We start from the raw sequence: 20,728 nt of genomic DNA on the forward strand, positions 1-20,728 counted from the left end.
CGGGACCGGGTGGGCCCGGCTTCGCCGTACGAGCCCGGTGAGGCTCGGCTTCGCCGTACGAGCCCGGTGGAGATGCGGTGGAAGCCCCCGGGCGCCCTGGCCGGCGCACGCCGGCGTCGTGGTGCTCCTCCGCCACGCTCCGCCGTAAGGAGACCCGGATGTGCCGTACGAGCCCGGGGTGAGGCACGGCTCCGGCTAAGGCTCGGCTTCGCCGTACGGGGTGCTTAGAGGCGGCCTGAGGCCTTGAGGGCGAGATAGGTGTCGGCGAGTGCCGGGGCGATGTCGTCCGGGAGGGCGTCGACGACCTCCACGCCCTGGCGGCGGAGGCGCGCGGTGAGTTTGTGGCGTTCGCCCAGAGTGTGCTCGGCGGCTGCGGCGTCGTAGACGAGTTCGGGGCTGCCGCGCCCGGCGGCCATGGCGGCGACCCGGGGGTCGGCGACGGCGGCCAGGAGGACGAGGTGCCGCGACGAGAGCCGGGGGAGGAGTGGCAGCAGTCCTTCGTCGAGCGCCGCCGGATTGAGGTCGGTGAGCAGCACGACGAGGCAGCGCCGTCTGGCCTTGGCGAGGATCTCGGCGACCATCCCCGCCGAGTCGGACTCGACGAGCTCGGCCTCCACCGGCGCCATGGCGTTGACCATGGTGGACAGCAGTTCGGTACGGCTCGCGCCCGGCACCCACGCCCGCACCGCGCGGTCGTAGGCGAGGAAGTCGACCCGGTCCCCGGCGCGGGCGGCCAGGGCGGCGAGCAGGAGTGCGGCGTCCATCGACCAGTCGAGCCGCGGCCATCCGGCTTCGGGCAACGCGACATCAGCAGGATCGGCGTACTGGGAACGGGGGGCGACCGCCCCGGCCAGGGGCACGGGGGCCTCGCCGACACGCCCGGCGGAGGTGCGGCCGGTGTCGAGCACGATGAGCACCCGCCGGTCGCGCTCGGGCCGCCAGGTGCGCACGACGACGTCGCCCCGGCGCGCCGTGGCCCGCCAGTCGATCGAGCGCACATCGTCACCCGCGACGTATTCCCGCAGCGAGTCGAACTCGGTGCCCTGCCCCCGCACCAGAGCGGGATGCCTGCCGTCGAGTTCGCGCAGTTGGGCGAGGCGGGCGGGCAGGTGCTTGCGGCTGAGGAACGGCGGAAGCACCCGCACGGTCCACGGCACACGATGCGAGCCCTGCCGCGCGGCCAGCCCGAGCGGGCCGAAGGCGCGCACGGTGACGGTCACCGCCCGGCTGTCCCCCCGCCGCCGCGGCCGCAGGGCGGTGACCAGGCGGCGGCGTTCGCCGGCGGGCACGTCGAGCCGGTGCCGCCGGGGCGTGTTGTCCGCCGACGGCGGCCACGCGTCGCGCAGCAGCCCGCGGACACGCCGGCCACCCGGGTTCTCCACGATCAGCTCGACCTCGGCCTGCTGCCCGAGCCGCACCAGTGTGTCGCCCGCCCGCTGGAACCGCAGCCCCCGCACACTGCCCGCGAGGGCCAGGTCGGCCGCGACGAGCGCCGCGACGACCAGGCCGACGCCGAGTACGGCGAGGCCGGGGCGCGGCGCGATGAGCACGACCACGACCCCGAGCAGCGCGAGCAGCCCGGCCCGCCCCGTCAACGCCACGATGCGCCTCCAGCCGGCCGCGTCGAATTCACCGGGGCACCGGGACGGTGGCGAGGATGCCGTCGAGCAGGCCGTCGGCTGTGGCGCCTTCGAGCTCGGCCTCGGGGCGGAGCTGCACACGGTGGCGCAGCGTCGGTTTGGCGAGGGACTTGACGTCGTCGGGGGTGAGGTAGGCACGGCCGGACAACCAGGCCCAGGCCCGGGAGGCGGCGAGCAGAGCGGTGGCCCCGCGGGGGGAGACGCCGAGGCTCAGCGACGGCGACTGCCGGGTGGCGCGGGCGATGTCCACGATGTAGCCGAGCACTTCGGGCGACACGTGCACACGGGCGGCGGCGGCCCGGCCCTCTGCGAGGTCCTCGGCGGTGGCCACGGGCTTGATGTGGGACAAATCGCGCGGGTCGAAACCGAGGGCGTGGCGCTCCAGCACCATGATCTCGTGCTCGCGCGGCGGCAGCGGCACGGTCAGCTTGAGGAGGAACCGGTCGAGTTGCGCCTCGGGGAGCTGGTAGGTGCCCTCGTACTCGACGGGGTTCTGCGTCGCCGCCACCACGAACGGGTCGGGCAGCGCTCTTGCCGCCCCCTCCACGCTGACCTGGCGCTCCTCCATCGCCTCCAGGAGGGCGGCCTGCGTCTTGGGGGGCGTTCGGTTGATCTCGTCGGCGAGCAGCAGGTTGGTGAAGACCGGCCCCTTGTGGAACTCGAACTCCGCCGTCTTGGCGTCGTAGACCAGCGAACCCGTGACGTCGCCGGGCATCAGGTCGGGGGTGAACTGGACGCGCTTGAAGTCGAGGGACAACGCCGACGAAAGTGTGCGCACGAGTAGCGTCTTGGCCACGCCGGGCACGCCTTCGAGCAGCACGTGGCCCCGGCAGAGCAGTGCGATCACCAGGCCGGTGACGACGGCGTCCTGGCCGACGACCGCCTTGGCCACCTCCGCGCGGAGCGCGCCGAGCGCGTCTCTCGCCGCGTCCCCCACGCGCGTGTCCACCGGGTCGGGTGTGCTCACGAGTCCTTAACCTGCCTTTCCAGACGGTCCAAGTGTTCGGCCAGGGCACTCAGCCCGGCGTCGTCGGCGGGTGCCGCGCCGTACAGCACGGCCCCCACCTCCAGCGTGTCGCGCCCGGTGCGCGCCGAGACGGCCGGCACGACGGCTTCGCTTCCGGTTCCCGGAGAAAGGCCCAGGCGGGGGACCAGCCGGTTCAGCGTGCCCGCGCGCAGCGCCTCGGCGGCGCGGGCCCTGGCGCGGCGGGCCCGGTAGAGGCGGCCGCGGCCTTCGACGGTCTCGGCGGCGCGCACGACCACGGGCAGTCTCTCGGCGACGACGGGACCGAGCCTGCGCCCCCGCCAGAACGCCACCAGCAGCACGACCACGATCAGCTGCAGCACCCCCCATTTCACCCCGGAGGGGATCATGTCCTGGATGCTCCTGCCGTCGGGGCCCGCCAGGGTGCGCGGCGTCTTCGGGGCGACGATCCAGATGAGGGTGGGTTTGGCGCCGGCGAGGTTCATCGCGAGGGCCGCGTTGCCGTCCTCGGCGAGGTGCCGGTTGGTCATGAACTCGCCGCTGCCGACCGCGGTGACCGTACGCCCCCCGGCCGTCACGCTGATCAACGTCGGCTTGCCGTCCGACGGGTAGCAGCGGGTGGCGCCGGAAGGACCGGTGAAGGCCGATCCGCCCATGTGAGCGCTGCCCGCCCGGGTCGCCGCCCGCAAGGCGCACTCGGGGTCGCGTGAGCGGGTGAAGTGGCTTGCGGTCCCCTCCGGGACGATCCCGGGCGCGAGCCGTTGGACGTACGGCACGGGCCCGACGATCAGCCGGTCGCCGGGAAGCCCGGCCAGGGTGTCGACGTCGTCGGCGAAGAGGGAGGACGCCGAGGTGACCAGCAGTTGCGAGTCGGCCCCGGCGTACTGCGCGGCCTGCCGGACGTCGTCCACGCGGTGGACGGTGACCCCCTTGTTCACGAGGAGCCGGGCGAGCGCGTGGGAGCCGGACAACGAGGTGTCGGCCGGGTCCAGATGGCGGCCCTGCGTGCTGCCGCCCGAGAGCAGCACGCTGGTCACGGCACCGGCGACGATCAGCCCCACGATGAGCAGGACGCCGCGCCCCGACCGCCACAGTCCGCGGGCGGTGGGGGAGACCGAGGTCGAGCCGGCGCCGGGCGGCGCGCTGGTCGTGGTCACCGGGGACCTCCGGCGGCGGGGCCGGCCCCGGCGAGGGCGGGCTTGGCCTGCCGGACGCGGTCGTCGAGGTCGGCCAGGCGGCCGTAGGCCGCGCTTGTGCCGGGGATCTCGCCGTAGGTGACCTCGTTGAAGAGGCGGGCGGCGTCTGCGAGGTCCGCCGCGAGCGGCGGGAGGGCACGACCCCCGTCGGCGGCGAGTTCGCCCGCCGTGCGCCCCGGCGTCGGATCGATGATCGCCCGCTCCTCGAGGTCGCGGGCGACGGCGCGTAGCCGCTCCTGGATCGCCTCGCTCCAGCGGCTCTCGGCGGCGTGGAGCTCGGCGGCGGCGCGATGGTCGGCGGCCGAGCGGGCGGGTGCGCCGAAAAGCTCGTAGGACGCCGGGGCGGGCCCGCCGGGGCTGGCGCGCCGGGCCCACCAGACGAGCAGCCCGACGAGCGCGGAGAGGATGACCACGAGGATCACCGCGGCGACGATGCCGCCGGTGACCCCGCCCATGGCCGACCCGAGGAGTTCGTCCAGGAACTGCTGCAAGTAGCGCATCACCCGCGAGGGCAGCGACTCCGCCTGGTATTGCGGCTTGAGCAGCTCCTGCACGGCCTCGCGCCGGGCTTCGCCCCGCTCGACGTCGACAGGGGTCACGGCGCTCCCGGGGGCCTTTGAGCCGCGCTGTTGGACGGGTGCCAGAGGTTGTCGACGGAGGGGTGCACCCAGCCCTGGCGCTGCTGCTCGATGGCGGCGGTCCGCAGGACGAGGTCGAAGGCCTCGGCGCGCATGCGGCGGTCGGCGTAGAGCAGACCGGAGACGCCCGCCTGGAACGGATAAACGATCATTGAGGCGACGGTGCCGCCGATCGCGATGAGGAGGGCGTAGAGGGCCAGGGACCCCGAGGAACCCTCCGGTGCGACGAGGTCGCCGAGCAGCGAGAAGGGAAGCTGGATGATCAGGCCGAGAATGGTGACCAGCACGGAGGTGAGCACGGTGATGCCGAGGATCGGCCAGAATCCCCCGGTCACCAGGTTCCAGGAACGGCCGATCGCGTCGAAGGCGGAGCGCCCCTCAAGGACGACGGCGGGCGCCGCGAGGGCGAACCTGGTCTGGAGGAACAGCGTGTAGGGGATGGCGATCAGGAGCCACAGGAACATGAGGCCGAGGAACGCCGCCGGACCGATTCCCGCGGCCACCACGGCGACGCTGAGCACGAGGAGCAGGGCGATCGGAGGGATGAAGACGGCGAGGCCGGTGACCAAGGCGAGCAGGAGCAACGACGGCAGGCGCCCCACCGTCAGCTTCCACGCCTCGCCGAGAGTGATGCTCCCGCCGAAGACGGCCCGGCCGAGGATCCGGGTGAGAACCCCGCCGAGGATCGTCACCGCGAAGAAGTTGATCACCAGGGACAGCCCGGTGCCGATCAGGTAGTCGCTGAGCGTGTCCAGCAGGGCGCCCTGCGACACCGAGGCCGGGTCGTTCAGGACGTCGGCGCTAGTGGCCTGGGTGACCGCGATCGGCAGTGTCGCGAGGGCGGCGAGGGCGGCGGAAAAGCCGAGCACCACCTTGGGGTTGGAGCGGATGAGCTTGATCGCTCCGTCGTAGATGTCACCGAGGCCGAGGGGGCGCAGGGGGATGATCCCGGGGCGCGGCGCCTCGGGCGCCTGGCCGTAGCCATAGGGCTGCCGGGCGTACTGCTGCTGTCCGTACGGTTGTTGTCCGTAGGGCTGCTGACCGTAGGACTGCGGGGGATACGGCTGCTGCTGAGGGGAACCGGGGAGCTGGTAGGGGTTGGGGCTGGTGGGGTACGGCTGAGCCCCGCCTGTGTCGCCCGTGGCCGGTCCGGGGTGTCCGGGGTGGGCGGGCTGCTGCGGCGGGGTGGGCGGTCCTTGGGGGCTGTTCGACTGAGGTGAGCCGGGTGCGGTCCACGGCGACGGGCCTTGGCCGCCATACGGCGGAGGCTGCTGCGGTGCCCAGCCGGGAGTTGGCTCGGGAGTGGAACCGTGACCGTCTGACATATCCCAATCCTGGCATGGTGAGGTGACTCTTTGCTGCGATCATGTGGCCGACTTGAGCGTCTCTGTGTGCAGATCGGCGTAAGGGATGGCCACGAGTGTGCTGTTTACCGCAAACTGAGGGGTGTCCGCTATCGCCCGTTGTCCAGGCTGGGCCCCGGGAGCCGGCGACAACCATCTTTGGGGGCTGAACTTCGCACGTTCCAATAAATGCGCCTAAAATTTGGCGTTTGGTGGACCGGCCAATGTGTCGAGTATCACCTGGTCGCTGGACACAGGTAGCCTTCAGCAACCGTGCTGTTCACCCGAGAATCTCCCACAACGCGAAGAACGAATGAGGGGCCATGAAAGGACGCGTGCTGGTCGTCGACGACGACGCCGCTCTCGCCGAGATGCTCGGCATCGTGTTGCGGGGAGAGGGCTTCGAACCTTCCTTCGTCTCAGACGGCGACAAGGCGCTCGACGCGTTCCGCGACACCCGGCCTGACCTGGTGTTGCTTGACCTGATGCTCCCCGGCGCCGACGGCATCGACGTGTGCCGGCGCATCCGGGCCGAGTCGGGTGTGCCGATCGTCATGCTCACCGCCAAGAGCGACACGATAGACATCGTGCTCGGACTTGAGTCCGGGGCCGACGACTACATCGTCAAGCCGTTCAAGCCCAAGGAGCTCGTGGCGCGTGTGCGTGCGAGGCTTCGCCGTACCGACGAGCCGACGCCCGAGATCTTGCAGATCGGCGACATCACGATCGATGTGGCAGGGCACTCGGTGAAGCGCGGCGAGGAGACGATCAACCTCACCCCGCTCGAGTTCGACCTTCTGGTCGCCCTCGCCCGCAAACCCCGTCAGGTGTTCACCCGGGAGGTGCTCCTGGAGCAGGTCTGGGGCTATCGCCACGCCGCCGACACCAGGCTGGTGAACGTGCACGTGCAGCGCCTCCGGGCGAAGATCGAGAAAGACCCCGAGCACCCCGAGATCGTGGTGACCGTCCGGGGTGTGGGCTACAAGGCCGGCCCGGCCTGAGCGCCTGAGAGCACCCTGCCGCCATGGGTCAGGCCTCCGGGGCGCGGAAACGTCCGCCACGCCGGACATTTCGTCAAATCGTTCGTGGTGTCCGTCGGCGGATGCGGCGTGCCGGAGGCCGGGTACGCCGTGTCTGGCGGCGTTCCCTGCAGTTGCAGGTGGTCGCGAGCACCCTGGTGATCTCGGTGACCGTGGTCGTCGTGCTCGGGATGTTCCTGATGCAGCACATGATGACCTCGGTCGTCGAGGGGCGATCGGCCGCCGCCGTCGCCGAGACCACTGCGAACAGGGTGCTCGTCGGCGGATATCTCAACCAGTCGATCGACGAGCCGCCCAAGCAGCCCGCGGGTGGCGCCGACCGCGCCAAGAGCCCCAGCGACGCACCGATCGACCGCGCGATCCAGGCTCTGGCCGACCGGGCGGGGCACCCCAATCGCTATTCGGCGATCATCCGCAATTTAGATCAGCCAGGTGAGTATCGGGCGACGTTCAACATCGACCCGCGCAGCATTCCCAACGCTCTGCGGGAAAGCGTCCAGAAGTCCGACCTCAACGTCACCCATCGACACAATGTGCGGATCTTCTTCAAAGGCTCCCAAACCCCTGTGCCGGGCTGGGCCATCGGTGTCCGCGTGCAAGGCCAGAACGCCCTCACCTCCTACGAGCTCTACCATCTGTTCCCGCTGACCGAGGAAGAGCAGATGCTTTCCTCGGTGCGGCAGATGCTCGTGGTGGTGGGCGTCGGGCTCGTCCTGCTGCTCGCCGCCATCGCCTCGGTGGTGACCCGCCAGGTCGTGACCCCGGTACGGCTGGCCCGCCAGGCCGCGGAACGGCTCGCGGCCGGTCGCCTCGACGAGCGGCTGAAGGTCAGAGGCGAGGACGACCTCGCCCGCCTGGCCACGCAGTTCAACGAGATGGCGGCCAAACTGGCGCTGAAGATCCACCAGCTTGAGGAGCTGTCCCAGGTCCAGCGGCAGTTCGTCTCGGACGTGTCCCACGAGCTGCGCACCCCGCTGACCACCGTGCGCATGGCAGCCGACCTCCTCTACGACAACCGCGAGGACTTCGACCCGGTCATCGCCAGGGCCGCAGAACTGATGCAGAACCAGCTCGAACGGTTCGAGTCGATGCTCACCGACCTGCTGGAGATCAGCAGATACGACGCGGGGGCGGCCACACTCGACGTCGACCCGGTCGACGTCCGCGACGTCGTCCTGCGCGCCGTCGCCGACTCCGAGGCCCTCGCCGAACGCCACTCGACCCGCTTCGACCTGCGCCTGCCCGGCGAGCCGTGCATGGCCGAGATGGACAGCCGCCGGGTCGAACGCATCCTGCGCAACCTGCTGTTCAACGCCATCGAGCACGGCGAGGGCAAGGATGTCGTGGTCAGCGTCGGGGCGGACCGGGACGCGGTGGCGGTAGCCGTACGCGACCACGGAGTGGGACTCAAGCCGGGCGAGGAGGCGATGGTCTTCGACCGCTTCTGGCGGGCCGACCCCTCACGCGCCCGCACCATCGGCGGCACCGGGCTCGGCCTCGCGATCTCCCGTGAGGACGCGATACTCCACGGCGGGTGGCTCCAGGCGTGGGGCGCACCCGGAGAAGGGTCGCAGTTCAGGCTCTCACTGCCGCGCGTCGCCGGCACCGAGCTGCGGGGGTCGCCGCTGCCGCTCGTGCCGCCGGAGATCGAGATGCGGCGCACCTGGCGCGGGCACATGACGCCCGTGTTGTCACCGGCGTTGGGGGACGCCGGGCTCAATGGGGGTTTGCATGCTGACTGAGCGTTCCGGTGACCTGAAACGGCTGGCGCGGGTGGCCGCGCTGGTCGCCACCGTCATCTGCGCCGGGTCGGCCTGCTCCATCGTGCCCACCGGCGGCACCCCCGAACTCGTGCGCGAGGTCAACAGGGGTGACCCGCTGCTGCAGCCCTTCACCCGGCTGATCCCCACCCCGCCGCGCGACGACTGGAGCGCCGAGCAGGTGGTGGCGGGCTTCCAGGCCGCCATGGCGAGCAACGACGACGAGAACCGGGCGGTGGCCCGGCAATATCTGACGCCGGAGGCGGCGCGCGTATGGCGCCCCGAGAACGGCGTCAGTGTCGTCGCCGAGGCCGACTTCGAGACTCCGCCGATCTCGGAGGAGGCCAGGGAGGCCCGGATCCACGCCACCACCGCCAAACGCGGCACCATTGACGACGACGGGCGCTACCGGGCGGCCAAGGGCGCCTCGGACTGGGCGGTCACCCTGGTCAGAGCCGGCAACACGTGGCGCATCGCCGCCCTCCCCGACGGGCTGCTGCTCACCGAGGCCGACGTCCGGCGGGCCTATCGGCCGGTCAACCTGTACTTCCTCGACCAGATGGGCAAAGGCCTCGTCGTAGATCAGGTGCGGCTGCCCGTCACCCCCACCGGCGACTTCGTCAAGAGTGTGATCCAGCGGCTGCTCCAGGGGCCGAGCGGATCGCTCAAGGGCGCCGTCATCAGCGACCTGCCGGAAGGGGTGCGAGTCAACAGCGTCACCACAGAAGGCGACATCGTCGTCGTCGACCTGTCGGCGGAAGTGCAGGGCGACGACCCGCTGTTCGCCCAGCTCCAGTGGACCCTGCACGACCTCGCCAAAGACTGGACCATCGAACTCCGCGTCAACGGCGAGCGGGTCGGGATGCGCATCAGGCCCAACCAGTCCGCCAACTTCGACCAGTTGATGAACCCCGGCGCCGGCATCGACGCCTTCTACCTCCACAACGGCGCCCTCACCATGCTCGGGTCCGACAACAGCAGCACCCCCGTGTCCGGCCCCGCCGGCCAGGAGACCCTCCGCCCCGGCCACAAGGGCCCCACCTACACCGAACCCGCACTCTCCATCGACCCCGAGCCCATGGTCGCCGCCAAGTCCTCCGCGGGTGGCATCTGGGTCACCTCGAGCGCCGAGTCTGGCCGCTGGCAGCAGTGGATCACCGGGGCCGACCTCACCGCCCCCTCCTGGGACCGCTACTCCGCCCTTTGGGCCGTCGAGCGGGTCGGCAAGACCACCTCCCACGTCATCCGGCACGACGGCGGACGCCCCCGCCGCGTCGCCGCCCCCGGCCTCCTCAACACCAAGGTCAAGTTCTTCCAGGTGGCCCGCGACGGCGTGCGTGTGGCCGCCGTCGTGGAGGACGCCGGCGGCGTCCACGTCCGCCTCGGCGCCATCGTCGGCCGCGGCAGCGACATGCGGGTCGACCACCTGCAGACCCTCACCGACGCGGTCAAGGACGAGGGCGAGGAGGTGCTCCACATCGCGTGGAAGGACTCCACGACGCTGCTCGTCCTCCTCAAGACCAAGGCCGGCAAGCGGCTCGACGCGTATTCGGTGGGGGACGGGAGCCGGGAACCTCTGAAGTCGGACGAACGCCTGCGCACCATCGCGGCCCTCGGCGACCGCATGCTCGCGGGAACCGAGAAGAAGGGGGAGATCCTCAAGTTCGACTCGGCCAGGTCGGAGTGGACCACCGTGATCAAGGAGGGGGCGGCTTACCCGATTTTCCCCTTGGGGTGAGTCGCCGGGTCCCTTGCCGCCACATCAAGGACCGCCTGGTCGTTTGAGCGGATGCGCACGGGTGAGCCGTCGACCGCCCCTGAGGAGTCGGCTGAGGCGAAAGCCTGAGCGCATGCGCACGGGTGAGTCGCCCGGTTCCTTGCCGCCACACCGCGAGCGCCTCCGGAGGCTTGGGGAGGGTGCTTCACCCGGCCACTCCCAGGCGACAGCCGTACACCTGCACGGGCCAGGCAAGTGGAAGCGAGGTCGGTCCCGGTGTTTTGCGGAGAGGCGCTCAGCGTCGGCGGCGGGTCGCCGCGAGGGTGGCGGCGAACAGCACGGGTGCGGCTGCCGCCTGGAGGGCGCGTGCCGCCTCGGCGAGCGTGGCACCGGTGGTGACGATGTCGTCCACGAGAACCACGGGGCCTGAGGGGCGCAAGGGGGCTGAGGTGCCGCTGGAGGGGGCCCAGAGGCGCTTCAGGGGGATGCGGGGCGAAGATCGGACCCTGAAGGCATGGGACAGGTTTGCTGTCCGCTGCGCGGAACTCAGGCCGGATTGGTCTGTCCTGCGGCGGGGTTGCTCCAGGAGGGCGGCGAACGTCGCGGGCAGGCCCGCCTCCCGCAACCGCGCCGCGGCTGCCGCCGCGATCGCCCGGACGGGGTCGTGCCCCCGCCGCCGCCTGGCCGCGGCGTCGCTCGGCACCGGAACCACGGTGAACCGGCCGGGAGCCGGCTGGGCGGGGGAGTGCGAGAGACCTGTGGCGATGACGAAGGCCAGGACGGCGCCGAGCGTGGGCACGAGCGAGGTGAGACCCCGCTCCTTGCAGGCCAGGACGGCCTTGCGGAGGGGGCCTGTGTAGTCGGCGGCCGACCAGCAGTTCGGCAACCCGGAAGGGGAAGGCACGGGCATGCGGACAGCGGGCGCTCCGCGCAGCGCGGCCACACAGACCGGGCAGAGCGGACCGCGCGCCCCCTCGCAGCCCACACACCGGGCAGGCGCGATCACGTCGAGGAAGGCCGCCGACACACCTCGACTCTCTCAGACCCCACCGACAGTTTCGGAGGGCACGATCCTGGGGGCAGAGAGGGCAAAATGTGAGCAATCGATCACATTTGATGTCGATCCACTGCATGTCCTGTGTCTAGGCCCCCCGTCTAGCGGGCGAATATCACGCAAAGTGATCCTTTGGCGTGGTTCCCGGCTGACATTCGGGCAGGATCCAGATAGCGTCTGAGCATGGCACCCGTTCGGGTCCGTGGTTGCGTAGGGCCGGGAGCCCCGGCCCTACTAGCCGATGCCAGCCGCAGGCTAAACGGTCCACGTAAGACGACTTTTTGTCGCTCGATCACGGTGCGGCTTAGGGGTAAGCCCTGCCTCCCCGGAGGTCCAGATGGCCTCCGCCAGGAGAGAAGGGCATTAGTGGCGATAGCGCCGCGAGGCCCTCAGCAGGCGGATGTGGGGACGAAGACCAGGTCGGCCGGACGGGTGCCACAAAAGTTCCCGGTGATCATGTGTGAAACCCAACATGGGTCCTACGGATTTCCCCGCCGGTGGTTGGGCAGGGAACCAGATGGGCACGACCCGGACACACGCGTGACTGGAAGGAGGTCGCCATCGGCTTTCCCGCACAAGCCGGCGCGCTAGGCGCCGAAAGCCCGGCGATCTCGACACCGGGCGCTCCACGAAAAAAGGCCGTCTCCATCAGAGCGAAACACGCCGGTACGGCGTGCCGAGCCGGCCAACCGCGTCAGTCGACCCGCGGCGCGAACGGCGATGGAGAAGGCTCAGTCGAGAGGCGAAGGGGGCTGTTGCATGGACATCATCGTCAAGGGACGGCACACGGGAGTGAGTGACCGTTTCCGCGACCTCGTGACGACCAAGCTGGCCAAAATCGAACGGCTGGACAGCAAGCTGATCCGGGTAGACGTCGAAGTCTCCAAGGAGCGCAACGCGCGGATCAGCGAACATCGTGAGCGGGTGGAGCTCACGATTCACTCTCGCGGCCCGGCCATTCGCGCCGAGGCTTCGGCCGACGACCGGTTCGCCGCGCTGGACATCGCTCTCGGAAAGCTGGAAGGACGACTCCGGCGGATCAACGACCGCCGCAAGGTTCATCACGGAAACCACGCCCCGCCGTCCGTCGCCGAACTCACGGCGGCCCTCGCGCACAACGACGCCCTCCCCCCGGTCACCGCGAACGGGGCGCCCCCGCCCGGCAGAAAAAAGGCCGCTCCTGCGGTCGCCCCCAAAGCCGCGGAACACCCTTCGGAGATCGACCTCAACGAGCCACTGGTCCCCATAGAGATGGACGGCGACGGCCCGCTGATCGTCCGCGAGAAGTTCCACCAGGCGGACCCGGTCACCATTGACCAGGCACTTCTCGAAATGGAACTGGTGGGTCACGACTTCTATCTGTTCCGCGACAAGGAGAGCGGACAGCCGAGCGTGGTCTACCGCAGGCGTGGATACAACTACGGCGTGTTGCGGCTCGTCGAGCCCTAGCCGTGGCGCTTGAAGATCCTCTCGACCACCCGAGGACCGTGAAACCCGTGTAATCATGGCGGTCCAACGGCTCTGGCCCCCACGAGGAGGAGGCGTGACGCAATCCGACGAGGCCCGCGTGCCCGGGCGCGGCGAGCCGATCCATGTGCTGATCGTGGACGATCACGCGTTGATCCGCCGCAGTCTGGAGCTGGCGTTGGCCGCGGAGGCGGACATCGAGGTGGTCGGCGAGGCGAGCGACGGTCAGGAGGCGGTCGAACTAGCCGATCGCCTCCTGCCGGACGTCGTGCTGATGGACGTGCGGATGCCGCGGCAGGGCGGCATCGACGCGACCAGGCAGATCAAGGCGTCGGTCCCCAGCACTAGAATCATCATGCTTACGGTGAGCGACGAAGAGGAGGATCTCTTCGAGGCCATCAAGGCGGGTGCCACCGGATATCTGCTCAAGGACGTGCAGATCGACGAGGTGCCGGACGCCGTGCGCGGCGTCCACGAGGGACAGTCGTTGATCAATCCCGCGATGGCCGCAAAGCTGATCACCGAGTTCGCGAACATGAGCCGCAAGGAGGCCGAACGGCCACCTCAGCTCCCCGTGCCCCGGTTGACCGACCGCGAGATGGAGGTGCTCCGGCTGGTCGCCAAGGGCATGAACAACCGCGAGATCGCCAAGCAGCTCTTCATCTCCGAGAACACCGTGAAGAACCACGTGCGCAACATCCTGGACAAGCTCCAGCTCCACTCCAGGATGGAGGCCGTGGTCTACGCGGTGCGAGAACGCATGCTGGAAATCACCTGACCCCTGCCGCCGGGATCTCGGCACCACCTGAGATCCCGGCGTCCGGGCACTTCCGCAGGCAAGGCCGGGACTTGGCGTAAGTCATCTGTCGGGGTTGTTTTCCACCCCGGTTCCAGGCCGCGGTCCGGCGTCATTTCTTTGATACAGGGATAACTGCCTGCTGCCGAATGACCAGTGCGCTGCCCTGTGGAATCGTCTGTCGTTTTGCAACTCCAGTGCGTTGCCGTAGCTCTTCGCCCCCTCCACCAGCCAGACACGGGTGAACTTCGTGGCCGCGTGACGGAGGCGATCGGGTGGCAGCTCCGAAGAACCGGTCGGCGTGCAGGGGCCATGTGTCGAGTCCCGCGACGGAGCCGGGATAGGAAAGCGTCGACATCCAGGCCCCGGCGGGCACGTAGAGCACGGCGTCCCCGGGGTGAGCGTTGTCCCGCAACGTGTGCGCGAGGGCACGGAGATTGTCGGGTCTGCTGAGCGGTTCCCGGATGGAGATGTAATCGGCGCGCTGAGCCGACCGGCGGACAACCGGCGATCGCGACCGACACTCCCTCGTCGCCTAAAGGCGACGGTCCCCTCGGCAGATTGTGAGGGAAGCGCCGGGCGCCCCAATCCTCAACGTGTCCCCCGTGTGAAAGGGCACCGGACCGGACACACCCCGTCGGCCGACACCCGTGATCCGATGGACCGCCCCCAAGCGATCCACCGCGAAGATCAACTGGTGATCTTATTCAGGGGACCATACAGATCTATCGCCTTCCCGGCCGCGCAATATGCCGATTTAGCGCATCACCTCTCGCTATCGACGAGGCCTGTCGATAATGCGCTTATCAAGAATCACAGACGGTGATATTCCGCTTTCACTCAGATATATCCACCGACCGGGGATCAACCGGCTGCCGTCAGGGCCGCCCTCAGGTCGTGGACCACCTCGGGGTCGCGGCCCTGCTCGACTCGGACCTCGTCGCAGCCCACCCAGGAGGCGGCGAACCACAGGGCCTCGGCCACCCCTTCCAGGGCCTTGGCGCGCGGCACGCCGGGCTCCAGGCCGACCTGGCGGGCGATCAGGGTGTTGCCGTCGCGGGCGGGGTCGACGCGGCCGACGAGGCGCCCTCCGGCCAGCACGGGCATCGCGAAGTAACCGTGCACCCGCTTGGCCTTGGGAACGTAAGCCTCAAGACGGTGGGTGAAGCCGAACAGCCGGGCGGTCCGCGGCCGATCCCACACCAGGGAGTCGAACGGCGAAAGCAACGTCGTCCGGTGCCGCCCCCGGGGCTCGCTCGCGAGGGCGGCCGGGTCGGCGTAGGCGTTGGCGCCGCCTTTGCGCGCCGCGGGCCACTCGGGAACATACACCGGCACGAGGCCGGTGGACCCGTCGAGCAGTGCCTGGTCAAGCAGAGCGGCGTGGGGGCCCTGCAGCCGGAGGAAGTCGATCAGGTCGGCGCGTGTGGCCACGCCGAGGGAGCGGCCCGCCGCCCCGGCGAGGTGCGTGATGCCTTCCGCGTCGCTCGTCTCCCTGCCGAACAGCTCGCCCGGCACCACCCTCTCGGCCAGGTCGTATACTCGCCGCCAGCCGACCCGCCGCGTGCAGACGACCTCGCCGATGTCGAGCAGCCACTCGACCGCGATCTTCACGTCGGACCAGTCCCACCACGGCCCGCCGTTCTTGGCGCCGCCGAGGTCGGTCGTGGTGACGGGCCCCTCGGCCCGCACCCGCTCCAGCACCTTGTCCACCGACTCCGGCACCTCGTGCCACCGGAATTTCCGCGCCCGGAACCCCCGCCGCCGGAACTCGAAATGCGGCCAGTGCTCGATCGGCAGGATGCACGCCGCATGACACCAGTATTCGAAGGCGTTGGGAGGGTTGTGCCAGTAGGCCCGCTCGACCGTCTCCCGCCCGACGGCCCCGAGCCTGGCGTAGGCGATGAGTTCATGCGACCGGGCGAGCACCGAGATCGTGTCGAGCTGCACCGCGCCGAGCCGCCGCAACATCTCGCCCGGCCCGCCCTTGCGCCCCTCTGCCCCCAGGAACCCCTGAGCCCTCAACACGACCTTCCGCGCCTGGTCGGCGCCCAACTCAAGGGTCATCGCCGGCCACCCAGCCCGGCACGATCTTGTACGGCGAAGCCGGGGCGGACGAGCCCCCCGGAGGCGCGGCAACACGAAACCATGCCGAGACCCTAACCGGCGTCACCGACAAAACCCTTACGCCGGTGATCCCCGCCCACTGTGAACCGCACGTGAGAGGAGGGGTGCCGCCTGAGTCCATGAGGGGAGGAGCGCCGCCTGAGTTCATGAAGGGAGCAGTGCCACTTGAAGCGTGGCCGTGGTTCAAGTCGTGGCGGATCCCGTTTGCGGCGGCAGGCCGGTCCTCCGGCTCGCTGAGCACGGCGGTGGCAGGGGAGGGGGTGTGTTCGACGGTGGGAAGGGCGCGGGGCGTGTCCGCGAATCACGTGGGAGCGGCACCCCCTGAAGGCGGACGTGCCAGGAAAGGACGGCGTTTCGCTCGAGGGTGCCCCCTGAAGGAGGATGTGGTCCAAGACGGCGCCGATGCCGTCCCCATCCCCGCCAGCCGTTAGCCCGTCGGGTCGTCAGCCTTCCGGCTTGTCCGGCGGTTCGATGGACTTGCCGGAGGCTCCGAGAGAGCGGCGGCGGCCCCGGAACGGTGTGGTGTGTTCGGCGTCGGGGAGGACGCGGGGGGCGTCCACGATCACGTCGGAGAAGATGTCGAAGGCCAGCGCCAGCACCCCGCCGAGGGCCATGAGGCCGACGCCCACCCAGATCATGGTCCAGTTGGGGCCGATCGTGAGGGCGACACCGCCCAGGGTGAAGCCGATCAGGATGAGGACGACCGAGATCCATGACGACGCGCGACCGGCGTGGCTGCCTTGGTGGGCGCTCCCTTCCATGACTTTCTCCCCCCCGGTTCACTCCCGCGCCGTGTTGGCAATGAAGCGGTGGCGCGGGGTATATATCGGCATACCCTCAGGTGCGTGCCGTACTCACTGACGTCACCTCTAGGAGTAATCCGGGCAAAGTGACGTGGGGCTCTGCGGCGGAGTCACCAGGGGGAACTAACAGGGGGCGCGACAGCGTTCTTAACGGTGGCTGTGTCGGGTGGTGGAACCGCCTACGATGACAGCGGGGAAGTATGTCTTCGACCCTCTGCACCGGCCCGCCCGATGCGGTAGACCTGCGAGGAGCTTTACACCAGTGCCAGCTATTCTTGACAAGATCCTTCGCGCCGGCGAAGGCAAGATCCTGCGTAAGCTGAAGCGGATCTCCGACCAGGTCAACTCGATTGAGGACTCGTTCCGCGAGATGGACGACGACGAGTTGCGGGAGATGACCGCGCAGCTCCGTCAACGCCACGCCGATGGTGAGTCTCTTGACGATCTGCTTCCCGAGGCTTTCGCGACTGTGCGTGAGGCGGCCAGGCGGGTGCTGGGCCAGCGCCACTTCGACGTGCAGATCATGGGCGGCGCCAACCTCCACATGGGCAACATCGCCGAGATGCGCACCGGTGAGGGCAAGACGCTGACCTGCACCCTGCCCGCCTATCTCAACGCCATCGGCGGCAAGGGCGTCCACGTGGTCACGGTCAACGACTATCTCGCCAAGCGCGACTCCGACACGATGGGCCGTGTGCACCGCTTCCTTGGGCTTGAGGTCGGGGTGATCCTCGCCAACATGCCGGCTGATGAGCGTCGCAAGGCATACAACGCGGACATCACCTATGGCACGAACAACGAGTTCGGCTTCGACTATCTGCGCGACAACATGGCGTGGTCCATGGACGAGTGCGTGCAGCGGGGACACAATTTCGCGATCGTCGACGAGGTCGACTCGATTCTGATCGACGAGGCGCGGACCCCGCTGATCATCTCGGGCCCGGGCGAGCAGTCCGGCAAGTGGTATCAAGAGTTTGCCAAAGTGGTCCCAAGGCTTCGCAAGGGCACCGAGGGCAAGGACGGCCAGGAGAGCACCGGCGACTACGTCGTCGACGAGAAGAAGCGCACGGTCGGCATCCTTGAGTCAGGCGTCGAGAAGGTCGAGGACTGGCTCGGCATCGACAACCTCTACAAGCCTGAGCACACCCACCTCGTGGGCTTCCTCAACAACGCCCTCAAGGCCAAAGAGCTCTACAAGAAGGACAAAGACTACATCGTCGTCGACGGCGAAGTCCTGATCGTCGACGAGTTCACCGGGCGTGTGCTCCACGGCCGCCGCTACAACGAGGGCATGCACCAGGCCATCGAGGCCAAGGAGAGCGTCAAGATCAAGGACGAGAACCAGACGCTCGCCACGATCACGCTGCAGAACTACTTCCGCCTCTACGGCAAGCTCGCGGGCATGACCGGCACCGCGGCCACCGAGGCCAACGAGTTCCACCAGACCTACAAGCTCGGTGTCGTGCCGATCCCGACCAACCGGCCGATGGTCCGCAAGGACCAGGCCGACGTGGTCTACAAGACCGAGGACGCCAAGTTCAACGCCGTCGTCGACGACATCAAGGAGCGCTACGAGCGGGGCCAGCCCGTGCTCGTCGGCACGACCTCGGTGGCCAAGTCCGAGCGGCTGTCCAAGGCGCTCAAGCGTCAAGGCGTGACGCACGAGGTGCTCAACGCGAAGAACCACGCGCGTGAGGCGTCGATCATCGCCGAGGCGGGCCGCAAGCACGCCGTCACGGTCGCCACCAACATGGCCGGTCGAGGCACCGACATCATGCTCGGCGGCAACTCCGAGTTCCGCGCCGACGTCGAGCTGCGCCAGCGCGGCCTCGACCCGACCGAGACCCCCGAGGAATACGACAAGGCCTGGCCCGAGGCGCTGGAGAAGGCCAAGGAGGCCGTGAAGGCCGAGCACGACGAGGTCACCGAGCTCGGCGGGCTCTACGTCCTCGGCACCGAGCGCCACGAGTCGCGCCGCATCGACAACCAGCTCCGCGGCCGTTCCGGCCGTCAGGGCGACCCGGGCGAGTCGCGCTTCTACCTCTCACTCGAAGACGACCTCATGCGCCTGTTCAACGCCGCCCGCGTTGAGATGATCATGACTCGCCTCAACATCCCGGACGACGTGCCGATCGAGTCGGGCATCGTCTCTAAGGCGATCGCGAGTGCCCAGCACCAGGTCGAGCAGCAAAACTTTGAGATCCGCAAGAACGTCCTCAAATACGACGAGGTCATGAACCGCCAGCGCAAGGTGATCTACGCCGAGCGCCACCGCGTCCTCGAGGGCGCCGACCTGCACGAGCAGATCACGGGGTTCATCAACGACGTCGTCAACGACTATGTGAAGGGCGCCACGGCGGAGGGCTTCTCCGAGGAGTGGGACCTCGAGAAGCTCTGGAAGGCGTTCGGGCAGCTCTACCCCATCTCTCACACCATCGACGAGATCGTCGAGGAGGCGGGCAGCCGCGAGGAGCTGACCGCCGAGCTGCTGGAGTCCAAGATCAAGGCCGACGCGATGGCCGCCTACGCCAAGCGCGAGGAGGAGCTCGGCTCTGAGACCATGCGCGAGCTGGAGCGCCGGGTCGTGCTCTCGGTGCTCGACCGCAAGTGGCGTGAGCACCTCTACGAGATGGACTACCTCCAGGAGGGCATCGGCCTGCGCGCGATGGCGCAGCGCGACCCCCTGATCGAATACCAGCGCGAAGGCTTCGACATGTTCGCCGCGATGCTCGACGGCATCAAGGAGGAGTCGGTCGGCTACCTGTTCAACCTCGAGGTCGAGGTCCAGGCCAACCCGATCGTCGAAGAGGCCGAGGACACCGCGATCACCGAGACCCGCTCGATCATCGCCCGCGGCCTGCGCGGCCCGCAGCGCCCCACCGAGCTCGAATACACCGCACCCGGCGAGACCGGCGAGGTCGAGCACACCCGCGTGCGCACCACGGCCGAGGAGCGCGCCGCCTACGGCAACGTCGAGCGCAACGCCCCCTGCCCCTGCGGCTCCGGCAAGAAATACAAGCGCTGCCACGGCGACCCGAAGAACACCACGGTCTGACCCGGAGTCGAGCCGTCCACGGGCGAGGACCCGGGCCACCACCCGGACCCTCGCCCGTTGCTCGGCTGTCCGGTGGGGCCCGGTCCCACTTTCGGATACGGCACAGCGCGCTCGCGCCGTGAATCCGGTGCACCTGATGCGCGGTCCCGGCGGCACGGAAACCCTCTTGGGCGGGCTCGTGGGGCACGCCGATGTATGAGGCGCCGTCCACCGGGTGTCGGACACCGGTGGGTGCCGGTCTCAGTGGCACTCCAGTGTGACGCAGACCCAGCGGGTGCCTTCTCGTTCGAGGCGCATCGCCAGTGCGTGGGCGCGGTCGCCGCTCACGATGGTGAGGCATATCTCGATCACTCCTTGCCGGGGGTGTTGCACGCGTGGAGTGCCCGTCGCAGGTGCCTGGTGGGGGTCCAGGATCGCTCCGAGTCTGAGCATCTCCGCATAAGCCCGCTCGGTCATCCGGTTCGCCAGCGTGCGGGGTGGCCGTCGCTGGGCGAGCACCTCGGCCACCGCCAGACCGAAGCCATGCAGACGGCACATACTCGGCAGCCCGCCGTCCGGTTGGCACTCCAGGGCCTCTCCGCCGTTCCGGCGAGGACTCGACGGCGCCCCAGTCAAGTCCTCGCCGCCTTCGGCGTAGGGGGTCCACTGGTACGGAGGATCCTCGAAGGGCGGGTCCACCTGCCGGGCACGGGCGACGGTGGGCTTGGGGAGCGGCCGGGAGGGGCGTCGCGACATGAGACCTCCATGACGGTGGGGAACGACGTCACCGTTGATGGAGTCCGGAGAGGGACCCGTGGATACATGAGCGGTGCCACAATCCGCAGAATCCGACGACGCCGAGACCGCCGTTAAGCGCACCCTGATGACGACCGAGACGGAGCCGTGGCGGCTCGACGGCCCCGGTGGGCACCCCGGCAACACCGACGTGGGCAAACGGCTTATACGGCAGTGCCGTACAAGCCGGCGCCGTCAGGCAAGGAGCCAGGCGGGACGGGCGGCGGTGCCGGTTCAGCGGCCTCGGTGGGCGCCCCGGCAACAAGGACCTGGCTGAGCGGAGTCAGGCGGAGGGTACGGCTGTGCCGTATGAACCGGTGTCGTCCGGCGATAGGG

15 protein-coding genes are annotated in these 20,728 nt (G+C 69.2%); 6 read left to right on the top strand and 9 right to left on the bottom strand.

The annotated features are described in order from the left end of the window. Positions 1–224: 224 nt before the first annotated feature. Genes Ssi02_RS06270 through Ssi02_RS06290 form a run of 5 tightly spaced genes read right to left on the bottom strand, consistent with a single transcriptional unit; the run spans position 225 to position 5,784 of the window. A complete protein-coding gene (locus Ssi02_RS06270) occupies positions 225–1,601 on the bottom strand; it encodes a DUF58 domain-containing protein (RefSeq protein WP_204021964.1) in 1,377 nt (458 codons plus the stop codon). Positions 1,602–1,629: 28 nt separating this feature from the next. Beyond that, positions 1,630–2,607: an AAA family ATPase gene (locus tag Ssi02_RS06275; RefSeq protein ID WP_204021966.1), complete on the bottom strand. Its 978-nt coding sequence runs from the start codon at positions 2,605–2,607 to the stop codon at positions 1,630–1,632. Beyond that, the gene (locus Ssi02_RS06280) at positions 2,604–3,782 is read right to left on the bottom strand and encodes a DUF4350 domain-containing protein (RefSeq protein ID WP_204021968.1); all 1,179 of its coding nucleotides are present in this window, start codon (positions 3,780–3,782) and stop codon (positions 2,604–2,606) included. The genes Ssi02_RS06275 and Ssi02_RS06280 overlap by 4 nt, the downstream gene beginning before the upstream one ends. After that, entirely contained in the window at positions 3,779–4,420 is a 642-nt protein-coding gene (locus Ssi02_RS06285) for a DUF4129 domain-containing protein (RefSeq protein WP_204021970.1), read from the bottom strand. Before Ssi02_RS06285 ends, Ssi02_RS06280 begins: the two co-directional genes overlap by 4 nt. Then, positions 4,417–5,784, bottom strand: a complete 1,368-nt coding sequence (locus tag Ssi02_RS06290; RefSeq protein ID WP_204021973.1) for a DUF7847 domain-containing protein — start codon at positions 5,782–5,784, stop codon at positions 4,417–4,419. Before Ssi02_RS06290 ends, Ssi02_RS06285 begins: the two co-directional genes overlap by 4 nt. Before the next feature lie 341 nt (positions 5,785–6,125). On the opposite strand from Ssi02_RS06290, the gene mtrA reads away from it, so the two are divergent. The 3 genes from mtrA (at position 6,126) to Ssi02_RS06305 (ending at position 10,340) form a co-directional block, all read left to right on the top strand. Then, positions 6,126–6,803, top strand: coding sequence for an MtrAB system response regulator MtrA (gene mtrA, locus Ssi02_RS06295; RefSeq protein ID WP_204021975.1), 678 nt, complete (start codon positions 6,126–6,128; stop codon positions 6,801–6,803). 101 nt (positions 6,804–6,904) lie between these two features. Continuing rightward, positions 6,905–8,584, top strand: a complete 1,680-nt coding sequence (gene mtrB / locus Ssi02_RS06300) for an MtrAB system histidine kinase MtrB (protein WP_239128642.1) — start codon at positions 6,905–6,907, stop codon at positions 8,582–8,584. Further along, positions 8,574–10,340: an LpqB family beta-propeller domain-containing protein gene (locus Ssi02_RS06305; RefSeq protein ID WP_204021979.1), complete on the top strand. Its 1,767-nt coding sequence runs from the start codon at positions 8,574–8,576 to the stop codon at positions 10,338–10,340. Before mtrB ends, Ssi02_RS06305 begins: the two co-directional genes overlap by 11 nt. A gap of 274 nt (positions 10,341–10,614) precedes the next feature. On the opposite strand, the gene Ssi02_RS06310 is transcribed toward Ssi02_RS06305, so the two are convergent. Further along, positions 10,615–11,346, bottom strand: coding sequence for a ComF family protein (locus Ssi02_RS06310; RefSeq protein ID WP_204021981.1), 732 nt, complete (start codon positions 11,344–11,346; stop codon positions 10,615–10,617). 786 nt (positions 11,347–12,132) lie between these two features. On the opposite strand from Ssi02_RS06310, the gene hpf reads away from it, so the two are divergent. Continuing rightward, positions 12,133–12,822: a ribosome hibernation-promoting factor, HPF/YfiA family gene (hpf, locus tag Ssi02_RS06315; protein ID WP_204021983.1), complete on the top strand. Its 690-nt coding sequence runs from the start codon at positions 12,133–12,135 to the stop codon at positions 12,820–12,822. A gap of 94 nt (positions 12,823–12,916) precedes the next feature. After that, positions 12,917–13,618 carry a response regulator gene (locus Ssi02_RS06320; protein ID WP_204021985.1) on the top strand — a complete coding sequence of 234 codons (702 nt, stop codon included), beginning with the start codon at positions 12,917–12,919 and terminating at the stop codon, positions 13,616–13,618. 882 nt (positions 13,619–14,500) lie between these two features. Here Ssi02_RS06320 and Ssi02_RS06325 read toward each other — a convergent pair. Next, entirely contained in the window at positions 14,501–15,700 is a 1,200-nt protein-coding gene (locus tag Ssi02_RS06325; protein WP_204021987.1) for a winged helix-turn-helix domain-containing protein, read from the bottom strand. Positions 15,701–16,203: 503 nt separating this feature from the next. Further along, positions 16,204–16,521: an HGxxPAAW family protein gene (locus tag Ssi02_RS06330; RefSeq protein ID WP_204021990.1), complete on the bottom strand. Its 318-nt coding sequence runs from the start codon at positions 16,519–16,521 to the stop codon at positions 16,204–16,206. Positions 16,522–16,825: 304 nt separating this feature from the next. Between Ssi02_RS06330 and secA the strand changes: the two genes are divergently transcribed. Beyond that, positions 16,826–19,618 (top strand): preprotein translocase subunit SecA, encoded by a 2,793-nt coding sequence (secA, locus tag Ssi02_RS06335; protein WP_204021992.1) that lies wholly within the window; start codon positions 16,826–16,828, stop codon positions 19,616–19,618. Between the two features lie 240 nt (positions 19,619–19,858). Here the strand turns inward: secA and Ssi02_RS06340 are convergent, their stop codons facing one another. Then, positions 19,859–20,353: an Rv3235 family protein gene (locus tag Ssi02_RS06340; protein ID WP_204021995.1), complete on the bottom strand. Its 495-nt coding sequence runs from the start codon at positions 20,351–20,353 to the stop codon at positions 19,859–19,861. Positions 20,354–20,728: the final 375 nt, after the last annotated feature.

Origin of the sequence: Sinosporangium siamense (assembly GCF_016863435.1) — a bacterium.
Classification (GTDB): Bacteria; Actinomycetota; Actinomycetes; order Streptosporangiales; family Streptosporangiaceae; genus Sinosporangium; species Sinosporangium siamense.